Here is an 18,539-nt window from a genome sequence, read left to right on the forward strand (position 1 = left end):
GCCGCGCTTCGCAGACAACCTACCCCTACGAGAAGGCAATCTCCAACATGCGCCAATCCTACCTGTTCACGTCCGAAAGCGTTTCAGAAGGCCACCCCGACAAGGTGTCCGACCAGATTTCCGACGCCATCGTCGATCTGTTCCTTTCCAAAGATCCCGAAGCGCGCATCGCCTGCGAAACGCTGACCACCACCCAGCTGGTGGTGCTGGCGGGCGAAATCCGCTGCAAGGGCGTGTACGAGAACGGCGAATGGGCCGAGGGCGCGCAGGCAGAGATCGAAGCCACGGTCCGCCGCACGGTCAAGGAAATCGGTTACGAGCAGGCTGGCTTCCACCATGAAACGCTGACATTCGAAAATCACCTGCACGGTCAATCAGCACATATCGCCCAGGGCGTGGATGGCAGCGGCAACAAGGATGAAGGCGCGGGCGATCAGGGGATAATGTTCGGTTACGCCACCGACGAAACCCCCGACCTTATGCCCGCGACGCTCTATTACAGCCACAAGATCCTCGAACGGATGGCGGCTGACCGGCATTCGGGCGTGGCCCCGTTCCTCGAGCCGGACGCCAAAAGCCAGGTCACGCTCCGCTACGAAGGCAGCCTGCCCGTCGCCGCGACCGCCGTGGTCGTCTCGACTCAGCACGCGCCGGGCTATGACAGCGGCGAGAAAGAAGCCGAGCTACACGATTACGTGAAGCGGGTGGTGGCGGACATTCTGCCGCCGGTGCTGCTGCGGGGAACCGAATATCACATTAACCCCACCGGCAGCTTCGAAATCGGCGGCCCCGATGGCGACGCCGGCCTTACCGGGCGCAAGATCATCGTCGATACCTACGGCGGCGCAGCCCCGCATGGTGGCGGCGCGTTCAGCGGCAAGGATCCGACCAAGGTGGACCGTTCGGCGGCCTATATCAGCCGCTATCTGGCAAAGAACATCGTCGCCGCGGGCCTCGCCACGCGCTGCACGATCCAGCTCGCCTATGCCATCGGTGTTTCGAAGCCGCTGTCGCTCTATGTCGATACGCACGAGACCGGCACCGTGGGTGACGACAAGATCGAGGAAGCGATCATGGGCATCGAGAAGCTGGGCGGCCTCACCCCGCGCGGCATCCGCACCCATCTCGGCCTCAACAAGCCGATCTACCGCAAGACGGCGGCCTACGGCCACTTCGGTCGCAAGCCCGAAGGCGATAGCTTCCCGTGGGAACGCACCGATCTGGTAGCGGACCTGAAGGCCGCTTTGGCCTGATCTGATTGGGCGGGGGTGAGCGTGGGCGAAACCGCACTCACCATCGCCAATCCTGCTGGCGCCAATCCTGCCGGCGAGCGCGTCTTCGCGCTCGATGCCCTGCGCGGGCTGGCGGTGATCGGCATCGTGCCGATGAACGTCATCGCCTTTGCCATGCCGCCCGCCGCATATATCAACCCGCGCGCCTATGGCGGGGATGGCGTGCTCGAAGGAGCGCTCTGGGCGCTGAGTTTCCTGTTCATCGAAGACAAGTTCCGCGCGCTGTTCGCGATGATGTTCGGCGCCGGGGTGGCGATCCTGCTCGCCAAGCCGGACACCCATCCTCTGCGCGGGCACTATGCACGGATGGCGGTGCTGCTGGCGATTGCGCTGGCCCATGCCACCTTGTTGGCGAACAACGACGTTCTGCGCAGCTACGCCGTCGCGGGGCTGCTGCTGCCGCTGGTGATCGGCTGGCAGGTTCGGAGCCTGCTGGCGGCGGCGGGAGCGCTGGTGCTGGGGCAGCTCTTGGTTTCCGGCTGGTTCGCCTGGGACTGGCTTGCATACTGGTACGAGCGGGCGAGCGGGGCCGTGGTCGATCCGGCGGCACAGGTCGCGGCGGAGGCTGCCTATGGCTACGATCCGGCGGCAATCGCGGCGGCGGTGGAGCGCAATGCGGCGGGGCTTGGCGAGCGGGTGCTGCGACGGCTGGGCGAGGGCCCCCAGCAGGTGCGTTTCGTGCTCGCCTCGCTGCCCTCGACCATGGCCGCCATGCTGCTCGGCGTGGCGCTGTGGCGCAACGGCCTGCTGGCGGGGCAATGGGAGCGGGCGCGCGCGCTGCGGCTGGCGCGGACTTGCGCGCTGATCGCGCTACCGGTGCTGGCCGCGCTGGCGGCGTGGAGCATGGCGACTGGTTTCGATCCCATCGTCACCACTGCCAATGCCATCGTCTGGAGTGCGCCGTTCGATCTGCTGCTGGGCGTTGGGATTGCCGCCTTGGCGATGGCGCTGTTCGGCGGAGCGTGGAGCGAATGGGCACTAACCCTGCGCCTTGCCGCCGCCGGGCGGATGGCGCTGACCAACTACCTCGCCACCAGTCTCGTCTTTGCGCTGCTGTTCTCCGGCTGGGGGTTGGGGCTGTTCGGCGAAGTCAACCGCACCCAGGCACTGCTGCTCGCCTGCATTCCCGTGGCGCTTATGCTGCTCTGGTCGCCAAGGTGGCTGGCGCGGTTCCGGCAGGGTCCGGCGGAATGGCTGTGGCGGAGCATGGCGCAGGGCCGGGCGCTGGCTATACGGCAATAGCGGCCTTCACACTGGCGGCATCGGCGCGCAGGTGCCGCGCGGCGAGGAAGTAATGTGCCGAGGCCCAGAGGTAGGCCAGCCCGCAAATCGCCATCGCCAGTGCCAGCCCGCGCGCTTCGCCATAGGCCTTGGCCATGTTGTCGCTCAGCAGGCCGAGCAGCGACGGGCCAAGCCCGCCCGCCACGCCGTAGACACCATTGAGTATCGCCGCGGCGGTCGCGCGCATCCGTGGATGCATCAGGTTTTGCAGGGTGGCGTAGGTGATCCCGAGATAGCCGAAATTGAGAAAGGTCGCCACCGAGACCAGGCCGAGCAGCAACGCCAGATCGGTCTGCACGATCGCCAGCGCATAGAGCGGCCCGCCCACCAGCAGCGCCACCGCCGGGATCAGCGCGTAGGCGGCGGGATTGCGTTCACCCAGCCGGTCCCCCAGCCAGCCGCTGCCCACCACCGAGAGCGCGGCGGGCAGGCTGGCGATCAGTCCCGCGTAGAGCCCCGCCTCGGCCAGCCCGACCCCGAACTGGCGCACCATCAGGCTGGCGAAGAAGAAGTTCACCCCGAACCCCAGCATCGCCGCGAGTGCCGATCCGATCACCAGGTTGCGCGCGCTCGGCAGGCGGAACAGGCGGCCAAGCACCGCGGAAATCGGCGGCACTTCGTCACTCGCACCGGGATCGTGTTGGCCGCGGGTTGGCTCGGCGACGAAGAAGTAGGCGACGAAGCCCACCACCAGTCCCGGTATCGCGGCGATCAGGAAGGTCTCGCGCCAGCCGAATTCCTGCGCGATCCAGCCGCCGCCGACAAAGCCGATGAAGGCTCCGAGCGGCGGCGAGAGCAGCAGGCAGGATATGGCCAGTCCGCGCCTGTTGGCGGGGAAGTAGTCGGCAATCACCGACTGGTTCCCGGGCAGGCCGATCGCCTCGCCCAGCCCCACGCCCATCCGCGCGACGAGCAGTTGCACCCAGCTTCCGGCCAGCCCGCAGAGCGCGGTGGCGATCGACCACAGCACGGTGCCGACCGAGATCAGCGTCAGCCGCCGTACCCGCTCGGCAATCCGCGCCACCACCAGTCCCGCACCGATATTGAGCAGCGCGAAGGCCCAGGCCATCAGCGAGACTTGCAGGTCGGTGAGCTGGAATTCGGCCTTCACCGGCTCGACCAGAACGTTGACCACGATCCGGTCGATGAACCCGACCGTGGCGATCGATGCGAGCACCAGCAGCGCGAGCCACGGCGAATTGCGACGGGTTTTCATGCGCAGCGTTCTCCCGTGGAGATGGTGCGCAAGGGCGGGAGGAAAGACAAGCGGCAAAAAACTCCCCTCCCCTTCAGGGGAGGGGCTGGGGGAGGGGGATGTAAAGAAGCTTGGGGTTGCGCCATTCCCCTCTCCCAACCCTCTCCCCTGAAGTGGAGAGGGCTTCTGTTTCGCCCTACGGCTTCACCACCGCCTTCGCGCCGTGGTTCTCGCGCACCCAGCGGCCCACCTTGCGCCCGAACTGGGCGATGGCGTGCATGTTGAAGAAGTGCCAGAACCCCAGCACCAGCACCGCCAGCCCGACCTTGGTGGCGACGAAGCGGATCGCTTCGGCAAAGGTCTGCGGTTCGCTGCCGAGGCTGATGGTCAGCAGGATGAAGCCGATGTTGACGAGGTAGAACCCCACCACCAGCAGGTGATTGGTGCTGCGCGCGAGCACTTTGTCGTGGCCGAAACAATCGACAAGGAACACTTCGCCATTGGTGCTTAGCGTCCGCGCGACCCAGCCGGTCATGGCGATGGCGATGATGAGATAGGCGAAATAGCTGGCTTCGATCATGGGTCTTCTCCTTCAGAACAAGAGGTCGTGGATCGGGTTTTGCGGTCTGACCGGCACATGTCGCTGCTGAGAGGCAAGATCGCGTCGCCTTTTGCGTGCAGAGCAACGCGCAGGGATTCCGAGGAGCAGGGCCACGAGCAATTGTGGAAATGTGAACATCGATTATTCCCGTCCTTTCTGAAATAAATGAAATCATTGGACATGCGAGTAGAGGAGCCGCTTCCGCCCCGATCAACTCAATGCTTGGAAGACCCCTCCCCGGTGCCAGCACCGCGCGAAGGAATGAACCGCGCCACCCGGCCGCCCAGCTTCATCAGCGTTACCAGCGTGCCTTTGGGCAGGCGGCGGACGTCGTCGTACCAGTGGCCCAGCGTGCCGAGAAATTCGTGCATCCGCCCGATCCGCTCCTGCACATGCGCGGGCACATCGGTGCGGCCCTTGAGCTGTTCGGACAGTGCGGCAAGGGTGGCGATGGTGGGGTCGATCTCGCGCTTCTTGCGCTCGACGGCGATCTTCATCAGCATGTCCCAGAGATCGGTCTCGGCGACGAAGTGATCGCGCCGGTCCCCGCTAACATGCTGGCGGCGGACGATGCCGTAGCCCTGCAATTCCTTGAGCGCGTTGGAAACATTGCTCCGCGCCAGCCCCAGCGTCTCGCAAATCTCCTCCGCGTGCAGCGGCCTGTCCGACAGGTAGAGCAGCGCGTGGACCTGGCTCACCGAGCGGTTCACCCCCCAATGCGAACCCATTTCCCCCCAGTGGAGGATAAAGGCCTCGGCTTCGGGAATATCGGTAATCCGCACGACTCGGCTTTCATTTCTGTATTTTCAGAAATAGAGGAAAGCGGACTGTTGTCAAGCGATGCGTCGATCAGTCAGAGCTTGCGAAAAGTGCTGAACTGGAATTTCTGGATTGACCCGCCCGGCGTCAGGTGATCGTGCCGCAATTCGGACAGCAAGGTGAAGGCGGGGCCGAGGATGGCGGCCAGGCTTTCTGCATCGTGCCGCGCGACCGGAAGGCCTGAACACCGTTCTGGCCCGTCCGGTGCGAAGGTGCCGATGATGGCGACCCCGCCAGAAACGAGACCGCTGGCGATGGACGCGGCATAATGCGCCTGATCCTGCGGCTCGGTGAGGAAATGGAAGACGGCGCGATCATGCCACAGATCGTAGCTGCGATCCGGATCCCACTCCGTTATATCCGCCACGATCCAGCGCACCCGGCTTGCTGCGTCTCCCATCCGCCGCTTCGCAACATCGAGTGCCGCAGCCGACAGATCGAGGCAGGCGACATCGGCAAAGCCGAGCTCCAGCAAGGCTTCGGGCATACGCGAGGCCCCGCCGCCGATATCGATCGCCGCCCCACGCTGAGGCGCAGCCTGCGCAATCAACTTCATGGAAACGGCAGGGCTCTCCTCGAACCAGCTGACGCTGTCATCTGCCTTGGCGGTGTAAACCTCGTCCCAATGGGTCTTGCGATCGTTCGTCATGGCCGGCGACTAACGCGATAATCCGCCGTCACCGTGCCCGCCGCGGCGAGTTCTTTTTCGTGGCTCGCCTCGCGCCACTCCTCGGCAAGCGCTTCGGCTTCCCACTGCAGCATCGCCGGATGGGCAAGAATGTGCTCGACCCACGCCTGCCCCGCGCCGACATCCAGCCCATAGGTCCGCACCCGGAAGGCCACCGGGGCGAAGAAGGCGTCCATCGCGGTGAAGGCAGGGCCGGCAAGCCACGGGCCGCCAAAGCGGTCCAGCCCTTGCTGGAACAGTTCGCGCAGGCGCGCCACATCCCTCGCCAGCGCGGCATCGTGCGGGCCTTTTGCCACCCGCACGCCGACATTCATCGTGCACTGGTTCCTCAGCGCCGCAAACCCGCCGTGCATTTCCGCAGCCGCGCACATGGCGAAGCCGCGCGGTTCGCTTTCTTCCGGCCACACGCCGCCGTGCCGCTCCGCCAGATAGAGCACGATCCCGAGCGAATCCCACAAGGTGCGATCATGGTGAAGCAGCACCGGCACCTGCCCGGTGGGGGAGAAAGCGCGGAAGGCCTCGTAATTCACGGGCTGGGTAAATGGCTCCACCCGGTCGGTGAAAGCGATGCCCAGCGCCTTCATCAGCACCCACGGCCGCAGGGACCAGCTCGAATAGTTCCGGTTGGCGGTGATGAGGGTGTAGGCGGGGGTCATGCCGTCAGTGCGTATAATGCGCGGTGGTCTTCGCCGCCACTTCTTCTGCGGTGACGCCCGGCGCCAGCTCGACAAGCCGGAACGGGCTGGCATGGTCGGGGCGCTGGAACACCGCCAGATCGGTAATCACCATGTCCACCACATTGGTGCCGGTCAGCGGCAGGGTGCAGGCGGGAATGAACTTGGGGCTGCCATCCTTTGCATTGTGTTCCATCACCACGATGATCTTCTTCACCCCGGCAACCAGATCCATCGCCCCGCCCATGCCCTTGACCATCTTGCCGGGGATCATCCAGTTGGCGATATCGCCGTTCTCGGCAACTTCCATCGCGCCGAGCACGGTCAGGTCGATATGCCCGCCACGGATCATGGCGAAGCTGGCGGCGCTGTCGAAATAGGCGCTGTGCGCCAGTTCGCTGATGGTCTGCTTGCCGGCATTGATAAGGTCCGCGTCCACCTCGTCCGGATAGGGGAAGGGGCCGATGCCGAGCATCCCGTTCTCGCTTTGCAGCGTCACCTGCATCCCGGCGGGAATGTGGTTCGCCACCAGCGTGGGAATGCCGATGCCGAGATTGACGTAAAAGCCGTCTTCCAGCTCCTGCGCCGCGCGGGCGGCCATTTCGTCACGGGTCCAGGGCATGTGAGCAATTCCTTCAGTCGAGCGGATTGGGGATGAGAAACCAGCGGTCGTCCAGCATTGCTTCCAATGGCAGGGCGGCGGCGGGATCGCGCAGGTAGAGATAGAGATCATCGAAATCGCGGCGGTCGTCCCCGGCAATGGCGAGCAGGCAATGGGTTTCCAGCAGCGCCCGCCGGCGGGCCTGCTTCAGTTCGCCGGGGTAACGCTGCACGAACAGCGGATCGCGCCCCGTCGGATCGAGACCGGCTTCGAGCAGCCGCGCGCGTATCGTGCCCGCATCCTGCGGCTCGCGGTCAGTGATCCAGGCGATGGTGAGGCCCTGCCGCCGCAGGTCATCCAGCACCGTGACGAGTTCGGGATCGGGCGACAAATTGCCATCGAGCGGCATCGACTCCGCACCGGGATCGAGATCGACCAGCAGCGCGGGGATCGCTTCCTCGCAAGCAACACGTGACGGGGTGAGTGAGGACGGGTTCAGGAGCAGGGCGGATTCGGGGAGAGCGGTATCCGGCAGCGGAGCGCCGTCCAGCCAGCCTGCCTGTAACAGTGCAGAAGCCTCGCGATGCAACTGCGCGTGCGGCCCTGCGGTGGGAATGCGGGAGGGCGGCGCAGGAAGCTCGCTTATGTCGAGCAGCGTATACTCAGCGAACTCCGTCACGTCGATGGTTTCGGGCGCGATTGCGGTTCCTTCCGCAATTGCTTGTCGGGTGCGTTCGCCGCTTACCGCGTTGCGCACGATCGCTCCCCCACCCGCAAGGATCGGCACGACCGCAAGCGCGACGCAACCCTGCAGCGCCAGACTGCCTGCGAACAGGAGTAGGAGCGAACCGCGCCTCAAGGCTTACGCCACCGCACGCTCGCGCGTGGTCACGAATTCGATTTTCTTGTCATAGGGCGCGCCGACGATCATCCGCTGCACATAGACGCCGGGCAAGTGGATCGAGTCCGGATCGAGCGCACCTGCGGGGACCACTTCCTCCACCTCGACCACGCAAACCTTGCCGCAGGTGGCGGCGGGCTGGTTGAAATTGCGCGCCGTCTTGCGGAACACCAGGTTGCCGGTCTCGTCCGCCTTCCATGCCTTGACGATCGACAGGTCGGCAAAAATGCCGCGTTCGAGGATGTAGGTTTCCATCACGCCGTCGCGATTGGGGAAGTCCTTGTGCTCCTTCCCTCCACCCACTTGCGTGCCGACGCCGGTCTTGGTGTAGAAGCCGGGAATCCCCGCGCCACCCGCGCGCATCCGTTCGGCCAGCGTGCCCTGCGGGCAGAATTCCACTTCCAGTTCGCCCGCCAGAAATTGCCGTTCGAACTCCTTGTTCTCACCGACGTAACTGGAGATCATCTTGCTTACCTGCTTGGTGCGCAGCAGCTTGCCGATGCCTTCGTTGTCGATCCCGGCATTGTTGCTGGCAAAGGTAAGGTTGCTCACTCCGCTCGCCTGGATCGCATCGAGCAGCCGTTCGGGAATGCCGCACAGGCCGAACCCGCCGGCCGCGATCGTCATGCCGCTGTGCAGCACGCCTTCGAGCGCGGCTTCGGCGGAAGGGTAGAGCTTTTTCATCGGCGGTCCTCTGACAGGTTCTGGATGTCTTGCTGCAACTAGAAGCAGTGCCGGGGATTGTCACCCCGCATGGCGAAATGCTGCACTGCGTCATGATTCGCTGCAAAGAGCCTTATAGCTCGCTTGAATGCGAAGGTGAATCAACTTTCAAGTCTCGAGATAATTATGTAATTACAATACGAAAAGCGTTAGTTGCAGCAAACGCAACAAAGCGTGACCTTTTCGCACTTGCGGAATATCCGAGTCTCCAGCATATCTCTCCCTGCCTTTCAGGCATCCTCTCCCAAAACTTCCAGGGCCCGGTCGGCAACGACCGGGCCCTTTTTTCTTTGCCGTGTTCACGACACTTCGGCACCATCGCTGCGCAGGTCGGTTTGCATTGTGCGGGGCGCGTACCTAGTTCCTCGCTCACGAAGCTACGAGAGGACGGCGCAGCCCATGGCTGAAGATAACGCAGGCAAGCTGGAAGCGGGTACCACACGGTTGCAGGTCGCGGCAGCGCGGCAGGAGGAATCCGGGCGCGGGGTGGTGCGGATGCCGCGCAGCGCGTTCCAGGCGCTGGGCATAACCGAAGGTGATGCGGTCGAAATCGAAGGCAAGCGCGCCACTGTGGCGCTGGCGCTGCCCGCCTATGACGAGGACGAGGCGCTCGCGGTGATCCGGCTGGACGGCTTGCAGCGAGGCAATGCGCAGACTTCCTCCGGCGAACACGTGCTGGTCCGCCGCGCCGAGACCAAGCCCGCCACCCGCGTCGTCTTCGCCCCCGCCGGGCGAGACATGCGGCTACAGGGGCCGACCGAGGCGCTCAAGCGGGTGTTCTTCAAGAAGCCGCTCACCGCTGGCGACCTGGTTGCTACCCACGGCCAGCAGCCGGTTCAGAACGTGCCGCCCGAAGTGCGTCGGATGTTCAACGCCCCTGCCTATGCGCTGACGCAGATCCGCCTGCAGGTGGTCTCAACCAGTCCCAAGGGCATCGTCCATATCGATGAGAATACCGAAGTCGAGCTGCGCGCCGAGTTCGAGGAGCCGCGCGATGCGCGCGGGATGATCAATTACGACGATGTCGGCGGGATGCAGGATACCATCAAGCAACTGCGCGAGATGGTGGAACTGCCGCTGCGCTACCCCGAACTGTTCACCCGGCTCGGCGTCGATCCGCCCAAGGGCGTGCTGCTGCACGGCCCGCCGGGCACCGGCAAGACCCGGCTGGCGCAGGCCGTGGCGAACGAATCGGATGCCGAATTCTTCACCATCAACGGCCCGGAAATCATGGGCTCTGCCTATGGCGAGAGCGAAAAGCGCCTGCGCGAAGTGTTCGAGGAAGCCGAGCGCAGCCAGCCTGCGATCGTTTTCATCGACGAGATCGATTCGATCGCTCCCAAGCGCCAAAACGTGCAGGGCGAAGCGGAAAAGCGGCTTGTTGCTCAGCTCCTGACATTGATGGACGGGCTGCAGTCGCGCGCGAACCTGGTGGTGATTGCCGCCACCAACCGCCCCGATGCCATCGACGAGGCGCTGCGCCGTCCCGGTCGCTTTGATCGCGAAATCGTGATCGGGGTGCCCGATGAAAGCGGGCGTCGGGAAATCCTGGCGATCCATACCCGCGGGATGCCGCTCGGCGAGGGGGTGGACCTCGCGGAGATGGCGCGCTCCACGCACGGGTTCGTTGGTGCGGACCTTGCCGCGCTTACCCGTGAGGCAGCCATAGAGGCGGTACGGCGGATTATGCCGCAGCTTGACCTCGACGCCCGCGAAGTGCCTGCCGAGGTGCTTGAAGATCTGCGCGTCGAAAAGGAAGACTTCCGCGCGGCCCTCAAGCGTGTGCAGCCGAGCGCCATGCGCGAAGTGATGGTGCAGGCACCCAAGGTCGGCTGGGAAGACCTTGGCGGACTGGACGAGGCAATCGCCAAGCTCAAGGAAGGGGTCGAGTTGCCTCTCAAAAACCCGCAGGCGTTCGAGCGGCTGGGTATCCGCCCGGCCAAGGGCTTTTTGCTATATGGCCCGCCCGGCACCGGCAAGACGCTGCTGGCCAAGGCGGTAGCCAAAGAGGCGGAAGCCAATTTCATCTCGATGAAAAGTTCCGACCTGCTGAGCAAATGGTATGGTGAGAGCGAGCAGCAGATCGCCCGGATGTTTGCCCGTGCCCGCGCGGTGGCCCCTTGTGTGATCTTTATCGACGAAATCGATTCGCTGGTACCTGCGCGTGGGTCAGGGGCAGGGGAGCCGCAGGTCACGGCGCGCGTGGTCAACACCATCCTAGCCGAAATGGACGGCATGGAGGAAATGTCCTCCATCGTGGTGATCGGCGCGACCAACCGGCCCACGCTGGTCGATCCCGCGCTGCTGCGGCCCGGTCGGTTCGATGAACTGGTCTATGTCGGCCCGCCGGACGCAAAGGGTCGCGAGCATATCCTGAAGATCCACACCGCCAACATGCCGATGGCCAAGGATGTCGACCTGCCCGCGATTGCCGCCAAGGCCGAACGCTTCACCGGCGCGGACCTGGAGGATGTCGTGCGGCGTGCGGGTCTCAACGCCATTCGTAATGCGAAGGGCGCGCCCAAAACTGTGAGCAAGGCGGATTTCGAAGCCGCGCTGGAAGACAGCCGCGCCACTGTCACGCCGCAGATGGAAGAAGAGTACAAGAAGATGAAGGGGGAGCTGAAGCGTCGCGCGATGGAAGTACGCCCGATCGGGTTCATTACCGAAGGCATGGTCTCCAGCACGCGCGAGCAGAAGCATTAGCGGTAGCTTCGAGGCCCCCGGTCAGGCGGACGGTTCGACCGGCACCATTTCCACCCCGCCGGCATCGGGCGCATCGACCCGCTGGCGGGCAATTGCAGTCGGCTGGTTGGTGCGGATCCAGGCCAGCATGGCTTCGCGCATGTCACAGCGCAGATCGAAGGCATTGCCCGAATTTGCCGCGCTCATCAGCAGTCGCACTTCGATCGAGCTTTGCGAGGTTTCGGTCACCTGCAGGGCCTTGCTCCGCCCGTCCCACAGCGGATGGCCTTCGACGATCTCGAAGAAGGCCGCGCGGATCGGCTCGATTTCGGCCAGCGGATCGAGGTGAAGGAACACCGTGCCGATGAGTTGCGATCCGTGGCGCGTCCAGTTCTGGAATATTTCCTCCAGAAAAAAGTTCGATGGAACGATCAGCCGCCGCTCGTCCCACAGCCTCATTACCACATAGGTAGTGCGGATATCCTCGATCCGGCCCCATTCGCCGTTGACGATGACGACGTCGTCGATCCGGATCGGCTCGGTCAGTGCCATTTGCAGGCCTGAAATCAGCGATTTCAAGGCCGGTTGCGCCGCGGCACCCACTGCCAGCCCGGCCAGCCCCGCCGAAGCCATCAGCGTCACGCCGACATCGCGCACTCCCGGAATGGAGAGCAGCATCAGGCCCACGGTGAGGAAAATGATCAGGAAAGCGGCGATACGGCTGAAGATCGCCAGTCGCGTGCGCCTGCGTCGGGCCTGAAGGTTGTCGGCCACGGTAATGTCGGCCTTCAGCACCGCAGATTCGACCAGCGCCTTCATGATGGCAAGCGCCATCCAGCCGACCAGCGCGGGCATCACGAAGCCCGCCACCTTCTGCCAGATCTCGTCCACCATTGCGGTTTCGCGTGCGGCAAGCACAATGCCCAGCGCAACCATCGCCCAGCGCGCGGGCCGCTTCACATGGGCGACAACGATATTGTCCGATTCGCTCTCGCTGGACCGGGTTATCCGTTCGAGAATCTTGAACGCGATGCGGTGTGCGAGCAGCGCGACGGCCACGCCCAACGCCGCCAACCCGAGGGCAAAAGCGACATCGGGCACCCATGCGGGCGTGCCTTCGAACAGGTTATCCAACTGATCCCTCAATGTGCCGCATCCCAGCTGGAGCCGGTGCCGATCTCGATCCCAAGCGGCACGTCGAGTTTCACCGAAGGCAGCGCCGCCTCGGCCATCACCCGCTCGATCACCGGACTTGCCGCGGCCACATCCCCTTCGGGGCATTCGAACACCAGTTCGTCGTGTACCTGCAACAGCATCCGCACTTGTGGAAGGCCCGCGTCCGCCAAAGCCGGGAGCATCCGCACCATCGCGCGCTTGATGATATCCGCGCTGGTGCCCTGGATCGGGGCGTTAATCGCCGCGCGCTCACTGCCCTGCCGTTCGGCCTGGTTTTTCGAGGCGATACGCGGGAACCACGTCTTGCGACCGAACAGCGTTTCGGAATAGCCGCGTTCGCGCACCCCTTCCAGCGTGCTGACGATGTATTTCTGGATGCCGGGGAAGCGCTGGAAATAGGTGTCGATCATCGCCTGCGCTTCTTCTGCGCTCACCCCAAGACGGCCCGCCAGCCCCCAGCGCGAAATGCCGTAGAGGATGGCGAAGTTGATCGTCTTGGCAGCAGCGCGCGTATCGCGGGTGACTTCGCCGTACATTTCGCGAGCGGTGCGGGCGTGGATGTCTTCGCCATCGGCGAAGGCCTGCTTGAGCGTATCGACATCGGCCATGTGCGCCGCCAGCCGCAGTTCGATCTGGCTGTAGTCGGCGGCGAGCAGCACGTTGCCTTCCTCCGGCACGAAGGCCTTGCGGATCTGCCGCCCGATTTCGGTGCGGATGGGGATGTTCTGCAGGTTGGGATCGGTGGAGGAGAGCCGCCCGGTCTGCGCGCCGCACAGGCTGTAGCTGGTGTGGACGCGCCCGGTACGCGGATTGATCGCCGCCTGCAATGCGTCGGTATAGGTGCTCTTGAGCTTGGAAAGCTGCCGGTATTCGAGCACCTTGCCGGGCATCGGCGCGCCTTCGGCCGCGAGCCTTTCGAGCACGCTCTGGTCGGTCGAATATTGCCCGGTCTTGCCTTTCTTGCCGCCCTTGTAGCCGAGCTTTTCGAACAGCACTTCGCCCAGCTGCTTGGGGCTGCCGATGGTGAATTCCTGCCCCGCCAGCGCGTGGACTTCCTTCTCCAGCCGCCCGATTTCGATGGAAAAGACTTCGGACAATCGCGCCAGCTCGTTCCGGTCGACCTTGATACCCTCGCGCTCCATTGCCGCCACCACCGCGATCAGCGGACGATCGACGCGCTGGTAGATGCGCGTCGCGCCTTCCTCGGGCAGGCGGCGCGAGAGGTGCGCGTGCAGCCGCCAGGTAACGTCGGCATCCTCGGCGGCATATTGCGTTGCCTTGTCGAGCGGCACTTCGCCGAACGGGATCTGCTTCTTGCCGCTGCCGCAGATGTCCTTGAAAGTCAGCGTGGTATGGCCGAGATGGCGCTCGGAAAGCTCGTCCATTCCGTGTCCTCCGCCGATGCCGTCCTCGCTGCGCCCGGCGTCGAGATCGAAGCTCATGATCATCGTGTCGTCGACCGGACCGACAGTGATGCCGTGGCGGGCGAGCACGTTGATGTCGTACTTGATGTTCTGCCCGACCTTGAGCACCGCCTCGCTCTCGAGCAGCGGCTTGAGCAGGGCGAGGGCGGTTTCGCGGGCGACCTGCTTCGGTTTCTCGGAGAACATGTCGCTGCCGCCGTGCCTGAAGGGAATGTAGCAGGCATCGTTGGGGCCGAGTGCCATGCTGATGCCGACCAGATCGGCTGCCATGGCATCGAGCGCCGAGGTCTCGGTATCCACCGCCACCAGATGCGCCGCCTGTGCGCGGGCGATCCATGCCTCCAGCCGCTCCATCGACTGCACGCACTCGTACGCGGAACGATCCACTGCGGGCATTTCGGGCAGGGGCTGAATGTTGCCCCGCACCGAGGCGGGAGCGCCCGCCATATCGGCTTTCGCCGGATTGAGATTGGTCTTGCGGTCAGGGCTGCCCCGGCCTGCATCGAGTCGCTTCAGCAACGAGGTAAAGCCGTGGGTCGACAGGAATTCGGCGAGCGGCTCCGGCGGAATGCCTGACAGCTTCATGTCTTCCAGCGCGAAGGGCATTTCGCAATCGCCCTTGAGCTGCACCAGCACCCGGCTGAGCTCGGCCATTTCCCGCCCTTCGATAAGGCGATCCTTGAGCTTGCTGGGCTTCATCGACGGCGCAGCATCGAGCGCGGCGGTGAGCGAGCCGTTCTCTGCGATCAGTTTCGATGCCGTCTTCGGCCCGATACCGTAGATGCCGGGGATGTTGTCTACACTGTCCCCCATCAGCGCCAGCACGTCGCCCAGCAATTCGGGCGGAACGCCGAACTTCTCGATCACTTCGTCGCGCCCGATCCGGGCGTCCTTCACCGTGTCGAGCATGTCGATGCAGCCGCCTTCGGTGACACCGGGTTCGAGATCCTCCTGCGCGCAAACGCCGATCAGCTGCATCAGGTCCTTGTCGGAGGAAACGATCGTCACGTCCCAGCCCTTGCGGGTGGCGGCGAGGGCATAGGTGGCGATCAGGTCGTCCGCCTCGAACCCCTGCTCCTCGATGCAGGGCAGGCTGAACGCGCGGGTGGCATCGCGGATCAGCGGGAATTGCGGTACCAGGTCTTCGGGCGGATCGGGGCGGTGGGCCTTGTACTGGTCGTATAGATCGTTGCGGAAAGAATGGCTCGACTTGTCGAGAATCACCGCCAGATGCGTCGGGCCGTCGGCATCGTCGAGATCCTGGGCCAGCTTCCACAGCATGGTGGTATAGCCGTACACTGCACCCACCGGCGTCCCCTGCGGATTGGTGAGCGGCGGCAGGCGGTGGTAGGCGCGGAAGATATAGGCCGAACCATCGACCAGGTAGAGATGCTGTTTCTCGGACATGGCCGCCTGCTAGCACGGCAAAAGGGGCGGGTCAGCCGGTAAGTGCTGCCCCATTTCGGCCCGCCTCTCGCCACATTTCCGGACTTATCGACAATCTTTCGCCCCATTGTCGCCACATTTCTCTTGCGCCGCCCCGATTGTGGCCTTATTTGGGCAGTCGAGCCGGTCACACGGTCGGCTCTGGGGCCGGATTTTCCGCCTCAGTGTTTTGAAAGGTTTTTTCCTATGCGTAAGATCATTCTCGCCGCTGCCGTTGCTGGCGCTGCTCTCTCGCTCTCGGCTTGCTCGGAAGGCACCGAAGAAGCCACCACCGACGCCGTCGAAGGCGCTGCTGCTGACACCGAAGCCAATGCCGAAGCGATGGCCGCCGAAGGCGAAGCCATGGTTGACGAAGCTGGTGCCGAAATGGAAGCTGCTGGCGACGAAGTTGCTGCTGAAGTCGACGCCGCGACCGAAGAAGCTGAAGCCGAAGTTGAAGCTGCTGCCGAGTAATCCTCGCCGCGCTTTTGCGAAAAAAGAAGGGGCGTGGCCAGCGATGGCCGCGCCCTTTTCTTATGCGCCGTTCACAGGAGTTAGCGGCCCTGGATTACCCCGGAAAGACGCAGTGTCAGCGAGCGGCTACTGACGCGCCGTAATCCGCCCGCGCATAATTGCGGGCAGCCTCTTCCGAATAGCCGTCGTAGATGCCGCGCGCGATCGAAGCGATTCGCGCCTCACGATTGCCGCGCGAACCCTGCCCGGTGACATAGATGGCGAGCGCAATCGTGCGGCCGTCTGGCGCGGTGAGGATGCCGATATCGCTGGAGGTATTGTTCAGCGAGCCGGTCTTGTGCGCCACGGTAACATCGCCGGGCATCAGGGCGCGGATACGCCGTGCACCAGTCCGCGTCCGTTCCATGGCGCCCATGATGACATTGCGGCTCTCCCGGCTCAGCCAGCGACCCTGGTAAATTCCAGCGAGCAATTGCACCATCGCTTCGGGAGTCGCGCTGTCGCGCATGTCTATATGCCTGGCCGGATCGAATTCGCCATCGTCGCGCACCAGCGTGGCGATATCGCGGTCAAGGCTGAAATCGTTGATCCCGGCCCGCCGGGCCCAATCGTTCACTGCCGAAGTTCCGCCGACAGCGGCGATCAGTGCATCGGTGGCTGGATTGGAGCTGCGCGAGATCATCAGGTTGATGAGTTCCAGCGCGGTCATGTATTGACCCGCCTGCACCGGGGCCACAGCGGTAGAAAACCGCTGCGAGCGGACCGGTACCATCAGTGGGAACTCGCTCGTAAGGCTCCAGCGACCCTGATCCACCCCTTCAAGGAATGTCGCGGCCACGGCGATCTTGCTGGTGCTGGCCATCGGGAAGCGCTGGTCACCCAGAACAGAGATTGTCTGCCCGGTCGCCAGATCGACGGCATAAACACCAATCCGCCCGTTGCTGCCTTCCGCAAGCTGGGCAATGCGTTGCTCAAGCTGACTGTCGAAGCTGGGTGCGTAATCCCGCGGCGCGCGGATCTCGGTGCCAAAGGCGCTGTCGAACGCGGCTTCGAGATTGTCGGGCTGGGCCTGAGCCAGGCCCGGAACAGGAGTCAGCGGCGCAATTGCCAACGCAGCCAACGAAGCGAAAATTCCGAGTTTTGAAAGCTTCATATCACCGCCATACGCAAATCATGCTTTGTAAATGCTTAACATGTAACACGCTGACGACAGGCGCGCGGCGAACCGCGCCGAAATATCGACGGGCTGAGTAATCCTACGGAACTATCGCGAATTTGGCCCGGTAACTTAGGCAGCCACGAGCATCTTCTCAATCTTTGCCAAAGGCTCGCCGGTCACTGCCTTGTCGAGTTCACCGACCAGCCGTTTCTGCAATTCCTTGTGATAGTGGCGGCGCATTTCTCCCAGCGTCTTGGGGTCGGCAATAATGATCAGATCGTCGTACTCACCGGCAAGCGCGCTCGAATTCAGCCACTCTGCCGCCGCCGCGCCATGGGCCAGTTCGTTGAGATCGGTATTTCCCTTGATCTGCCCGCCTCCATCCTGGTGCCGCACCCCGGCGCTGAAATTGGTCGGCTCCAGCGAAGGTTCGGCAATCAGCGTCAGGCTCGGTTCGAACATCTGGCCATCGTTGCGCAGCAGCACGAACCGCTCGCCGTCCACCAGCGCGACATGGGCCTTGTGCGGGCATTTCATAGGGGCATTCTCCTAGGGGATTGATTGGGATATCCGATCAACGGGGGAGGCGGGGAAAGGTGCCGCGATAATGCGTAACTCAACCAGGTTTGCGCAAGCGCCAGGCAAATTGGTCGGTCTGCCCGCGAATGGCTTCGTCGAAAACGTTCGCGGTGCGCGGATCGTCCGGGTGGGCGTAGAGATCGCTCTCTTCTTCGAGGACGAAGCCCGCACCGGTCAGCGCGTCGAGCGCGATCTGCCGGTCCATCCGGTGGACGCTGGTGGCTGCTTCCGCCCCAGCGCCATCTTGCGCCAGATGATCGACCACCACCAGCGTGCCGCCGGGCTTGAGCGAATCGTAGAGCATGGCGACTGCCTCTTCCGCCGTGCCATCCGGGAAGTCGGCCAGATACAGATCATGGAAATTCATCACCGTAATGATCGTATCGAGCGGCTCGGGCCAGCCGGGCTGGGTCAGCGGAGCGCGCAAGGGGAAAACCCGTACGGGTTCGCCCTGATCGTTGGCATAGGGCGCCACTGCGGCATCCTGCTCGTCTGCATATTCTGCGCGGAAAGCGATGAATTCCTCCGGCTGGAAGGCATAGACCCGGCCATCACTGCCCACCGCCAGTGCGAGCAGCCGGGTGACATAGCCGCCGCCCATCACGTAATCGCCCACCGCCTCGCCGCGATCGATTTGTGCGAAGGCGAGCAATTCACCGGGCTTGCGCGCTTCATCGAATTGCTGATCGTCGGTGCGGCCGATGTCGGTGACGGCCTGCATATATTGCCGAGCGGTGTATTCCGCCGGTGCTTGGGCATCGGCACTTTCGCCGCCCGAACAGGCGGTCAGGACAGTGCTGGCGACAAGTGCGGCGGCGAACAGATATTTGCGCATGGTGATT

At 63.8% G+C, this 18,539-nt stretch carries 18 protein-coding genes; 5 read left to right on the forward strand and 13 right to left on the reverse strand.

From position 1 onward, the window contains the following. Positions 1–47 precede the first annotated feature (47 nt). Complete coding sequence (locus tag JY451_09615; GenBank protein ID QZH74013.1) at positions 48–1,253, forward strand: methionine adenosyltransferase; 1,206 nt, start codon at positions 48–50, stop codon at positions 1,251–1,253. Positions 1,254–1,385: 132 nt separating this feature from the next. After that, positions 1,386–2,534 (forward strand): DUF418 domain-containing protein, encoded by a 1,149-nt coding sequence (locus JY451_09620; protein ID QZH76672.1) that lies wholly within the window; start codon positions 1,386–1,388, stop codon positions 2,532–2,534. On the opposite strand, the gene JY451_09625 is transcribed toward JY451_09620, so the two are convergent. The 8 genes from JY451_09625 to JY451_09660 form a co-directional block, all read right to left on the reverse strand. Continuing rightward, complete coding sequence (locus tag JY451_09625; GenBank protein QZH74014.1) at positions 2,521–3,789, reverse strand: MFS transporter; 1,269 nt, start codon at positions 3,787–3,789, stop codon at positions 2,521–2,523. The two genes, JY451_09620 and JY451_09625, sit on opposite strands and share 14 nt — an antisense overlap. A gap of 175 nt (positions 3,790–3,964) precedes the next feature. Further along, the gene (locus JY451_09630; GenBank protein QZH74015.1) at positions 3,965–4,348 is read right to left on the reverse strand and encodes a hypothetical protein; all 384 of its coding nucleotides are present in this window, start codon (positions 4,346–4,348) and stop codon (positions 3,965–3,967) included. A 236-nt stretch (positions 4,349–4,584) separates the two neighbouring features. Continuing rightward, complete coding sequence (locus JY451_09635) at positions 4,585–5,151, reverse strand: MarR family transcriptional regulator (protein QZH74016.1); 567 nt, start codon at positions 5,149–5,151, stop codon at positions 4,585–4,587. A 71-nt stretch (positions 5,152–5,222) separates the two neighbouring features. Continuing rightward, entirely contained in the window at positions 5,223–5,837 is a 615-nt protein-coding gene (locus JY451_09640) for a class I SAM-dependent methyltransferase (protein QZH74017.1), read from the reverse strand. Then, on the reverse strand, positions 5,834–6,532 hold the full coding sequence (locus JY451_09645; GenBank protein QZH74018.1) for a glutathione S-transferase family protein: 699 nt from the start codon (positions 6,530–6,532) through the stop codon (positions 5,834–5,836). The genes JY451_09640 and JY451_09645 overlap by 4 nt, the downstream gene beginning before the upstream one ends. A 4-nt stretch (positions 6,533–6,536) precedes the next feature. After that, complete coding sequence (locus JY451_09650) at positions 6,537–7,172, reverse strand: CoA transferase subunit B (protein QZH74019.1); 636 nt, start codon at positions 7,170–7,172, stop codon at positions 6,537–6,539. A 13-nt stretch (positions 7,173–7,185) separates the two neighbouring features. After that, entirely contained in the window at positions 7,186–7,908 is a 723-nt protein-coding gene (locus JY451_09655) for a hypothetical protein (protein QZH74020.1), read from the reverse strand. Between the two features lie 105 nt (positions 7,909–8,013). Continuing rightward, the gene (locus JY451_09660) at positions 8,014–8,736 is read right to left on the reverse strand and encodes a CoA transferase subunit A (protein QZH74021.1); all 723 of its coding nucleotides are present in this window, start codon (positions 8,734–8,736) and stop codon (positions 8,014–8,016) included. Between the two features lie 29 nt (positions 8,737–8,765). Here JY451_09660 and JY451_09665 point away from each other — a divergent pair, with 29 nt between their 5' ends. After that, positions 8,766–9,182, forward strand: coding sequence for a hypothetical protein (locus tag JY451_09665; protein QZH74022.1), 417 nt, complete (start codon positions 8,766–8,768; stop codon positions 9,180–9,182). Continuing rightward, complete coding sequence (locus JY451_09670) at positions 9,175–11,481, forward strand: CDC48 family AAA ATPase (protein QZH74023.1); 2,307 nt, start codon at positions 9,175–9,177, stop codon at positions 11,479–11,481. Before JY451_09665 ends, JY451_09670 begins: the two co-directional genes overlap by 8 nt. A gap of 21 nt (positions 11,482–11,502) precedes the next feature. On the opposite strand, the gene JY451_09675 is transcribed toward JY451_09670, so the two are convergent. Both JY451_09675 and polA read right to left on the reverse strand, forming a co-directional pair. Beyond that, on the reverse strand, positions 11,503–12,606 hold the full coding sequence (locus tag JY451_09675; GenBank protein QZH74024.1) for a mechanosensitive ion channel family protein: 1,104 nt from the start codon (positions 12,604–12,606) through the stop codon (positions 11,503–11,505). Further along, entirely contained in the window at positions 12,603–15,467 is a 2,865-nt protein-coding gene (gene polA, locus JY451_09680) for a DNA polymerase I (protein QZH74025.1), read from the reverse strand. Before polA ends, JY451_09675 begins: the two co-directional genes overlap by 4 nt. A 225-nt stretch (positions 15,468–15,692) precedes the next feature. Between polA and JY451_09685 the strand changes: the two genes are divergently transcribed. Next, a complete protein-coding gene (locus tag JY451_09685) occupies positions 15,693–15,959 on the forward strand; it encodes a hypothetical protein (protein QZH74026.1) in 267 nt (88 codons plus the stop codon). 115 nt (positions 15,960–16,074) lie between these two features. Here JY451_09685 and JY451_09690 read toward each other — a convergent pair whose 3' ends face one another. The 3 genes from JY451_09690 to JY451_09700 all read right to left on the reverse strand — a co-directional run bounded on the left by JY451_09690 (position 16,075) and on the right by JY451_09700 (position 18,532). Beyond that, positions 16,075–17,112, reverse strand: a complete 1,038-nt coding sequence (locus JY451_09690) for a serine hydrolase (GenBank protein QZH74027.1) — start codon at positions 17,110–17,112, stop codon at positions 16,075–16,077. Between the two features lie 135 nt (positions 17,113–17,247). Beyond that, on the reverse strand, positions 17,248–17,655 hold the full coding sequence (locus JY451_09695; protein ID QZH74028.1) for a host attachment protein: 408 nt from the start codon (positions 17,653–17,655) through the stop codon (positions 17,248–17,250). Positions 17,656–17,734: 79 nt separating this feature from the next. After that, the gene (locus JY451_09700; protein QZH74029.1) at positions 17,735–18,532 is read right to left on the reverse strand and encodes a class I SAM-dependent methyltransferase; all 798 of its coding nucleotides are present in this window, start codon (positions 18,530–18,532) and stop codon (positions 17,735–17,737) included. Between the last annotated feature and the right edge of the window lie 7 nt (positions 18,533–18,539).

The sequence above is a fragment of the Erythrobacter sp. genome, assembly GCA_019739335.1.
GTDB lineage: Bacteria > Pseudomonadota > Alphaproteobacteria > Sphingomonadales > Sphingomonadaceae > Alteraurantiacibacter.

Excerpts from the sequence above, each read along its gene's own strand:
- JY451_09650 (QZH74019.1), bottom strand. The coding sequence starts at position 7,172 with ATGCCCTGGACCCGTGACGAAATGGCCGCCCGCGCGGCGCAGGAGCTG.
- JY451_09670 (QZH74023.1), top strand. The coding sequence starts at position 9,175 with ATGGCTGAAGATAACGCAGGCAAGCTGGAAGCGGGTACCACACGGTTG.
- JY451_09640 (QZH74017.1), bottom strand. The coding sequence starts at position 5,837 with ATGACGAACGATCGCAAGACCCATTGGGACGAGGTTTACACCGCCAAG.
- JY451_09625 (QZH74014.1), bottom strand. The coding sequence starts at position 3,789 with ATGAAAACCCGTCGCAATTCGCCGTGGCTCGCGCTGCTGGTGCTCGCA.
- JY451_09660 (QZH74021.1), bottom strand. The coding sequence starts at position 8,736 with ATGAAAAAGCTCTACCCTTCCGCCGAAGCCGCGCTCGAAGGCGTGCTG.
- JY451_09695 (QZH74028.1), bottom strand. The coding sequence starts at position 17,655 with ATGAAATGCCCGCACAAGGCCCATGTCGCGCTGGTGGACGGCGAGCGG.
- JY451_09700 (QZH74029.1), bottom strand. The coding sequence starts at position 18,532 with ATGCGCAAATATCTGTTCGCCGCCGCACTTGTCGCCAGCACTGTCCTG.
- polA (QZH74025.1), bottom strand. The coding sequence starts at position 15,467 with ATGTCCGAGAAACAGCATCTCTACCTGGTCGATGGTTCGGCCTATATC.
- JY451_09630 (QZH74015.1), bottom strand. The coding sequence starts at position 4,348 with ATGATCGAAGCCAGCTATTTCGCCTATCTCATCATCGCCATCGCCATG.
- JY451_09645 (QZH74018.1), bottom strand. The coding sequence starts at position 6,532 with ATGACCCCCGCCTACACCCTCATCACCGCCAACCGGAACTATTCGAGC.
- JY451_09685 (QZH74026.1), top strand. The coding sequence starts at position 15,693 with ATGCGTAAGATCATTCTCGCCGCTGCCGTTGCTGGCGCTGCTCTCTCG.
- JY451_09690 (QZH74027.1), bottom strand. The coding sequence starts at position 17,112 with ATGAAGCTTTCAAAACTCGGAATTTTCGCTTCGTTGGCTGCGTTGGCA.
- JY451_09620 (QZH76672.1), top strand. The coding sequence starts at position 1,386 with ATGAACGTCATCGCCTTTGCCATGCCGCCCGCCGCATATATCAACCCG.
- JY451_09615 (QZH74013.1), top strand. The coding sequence starts at position 48 with ATGCGCCAATCCTACCTGTTCACGTCCGAAAGCGTTTCAGAAGGCCAC.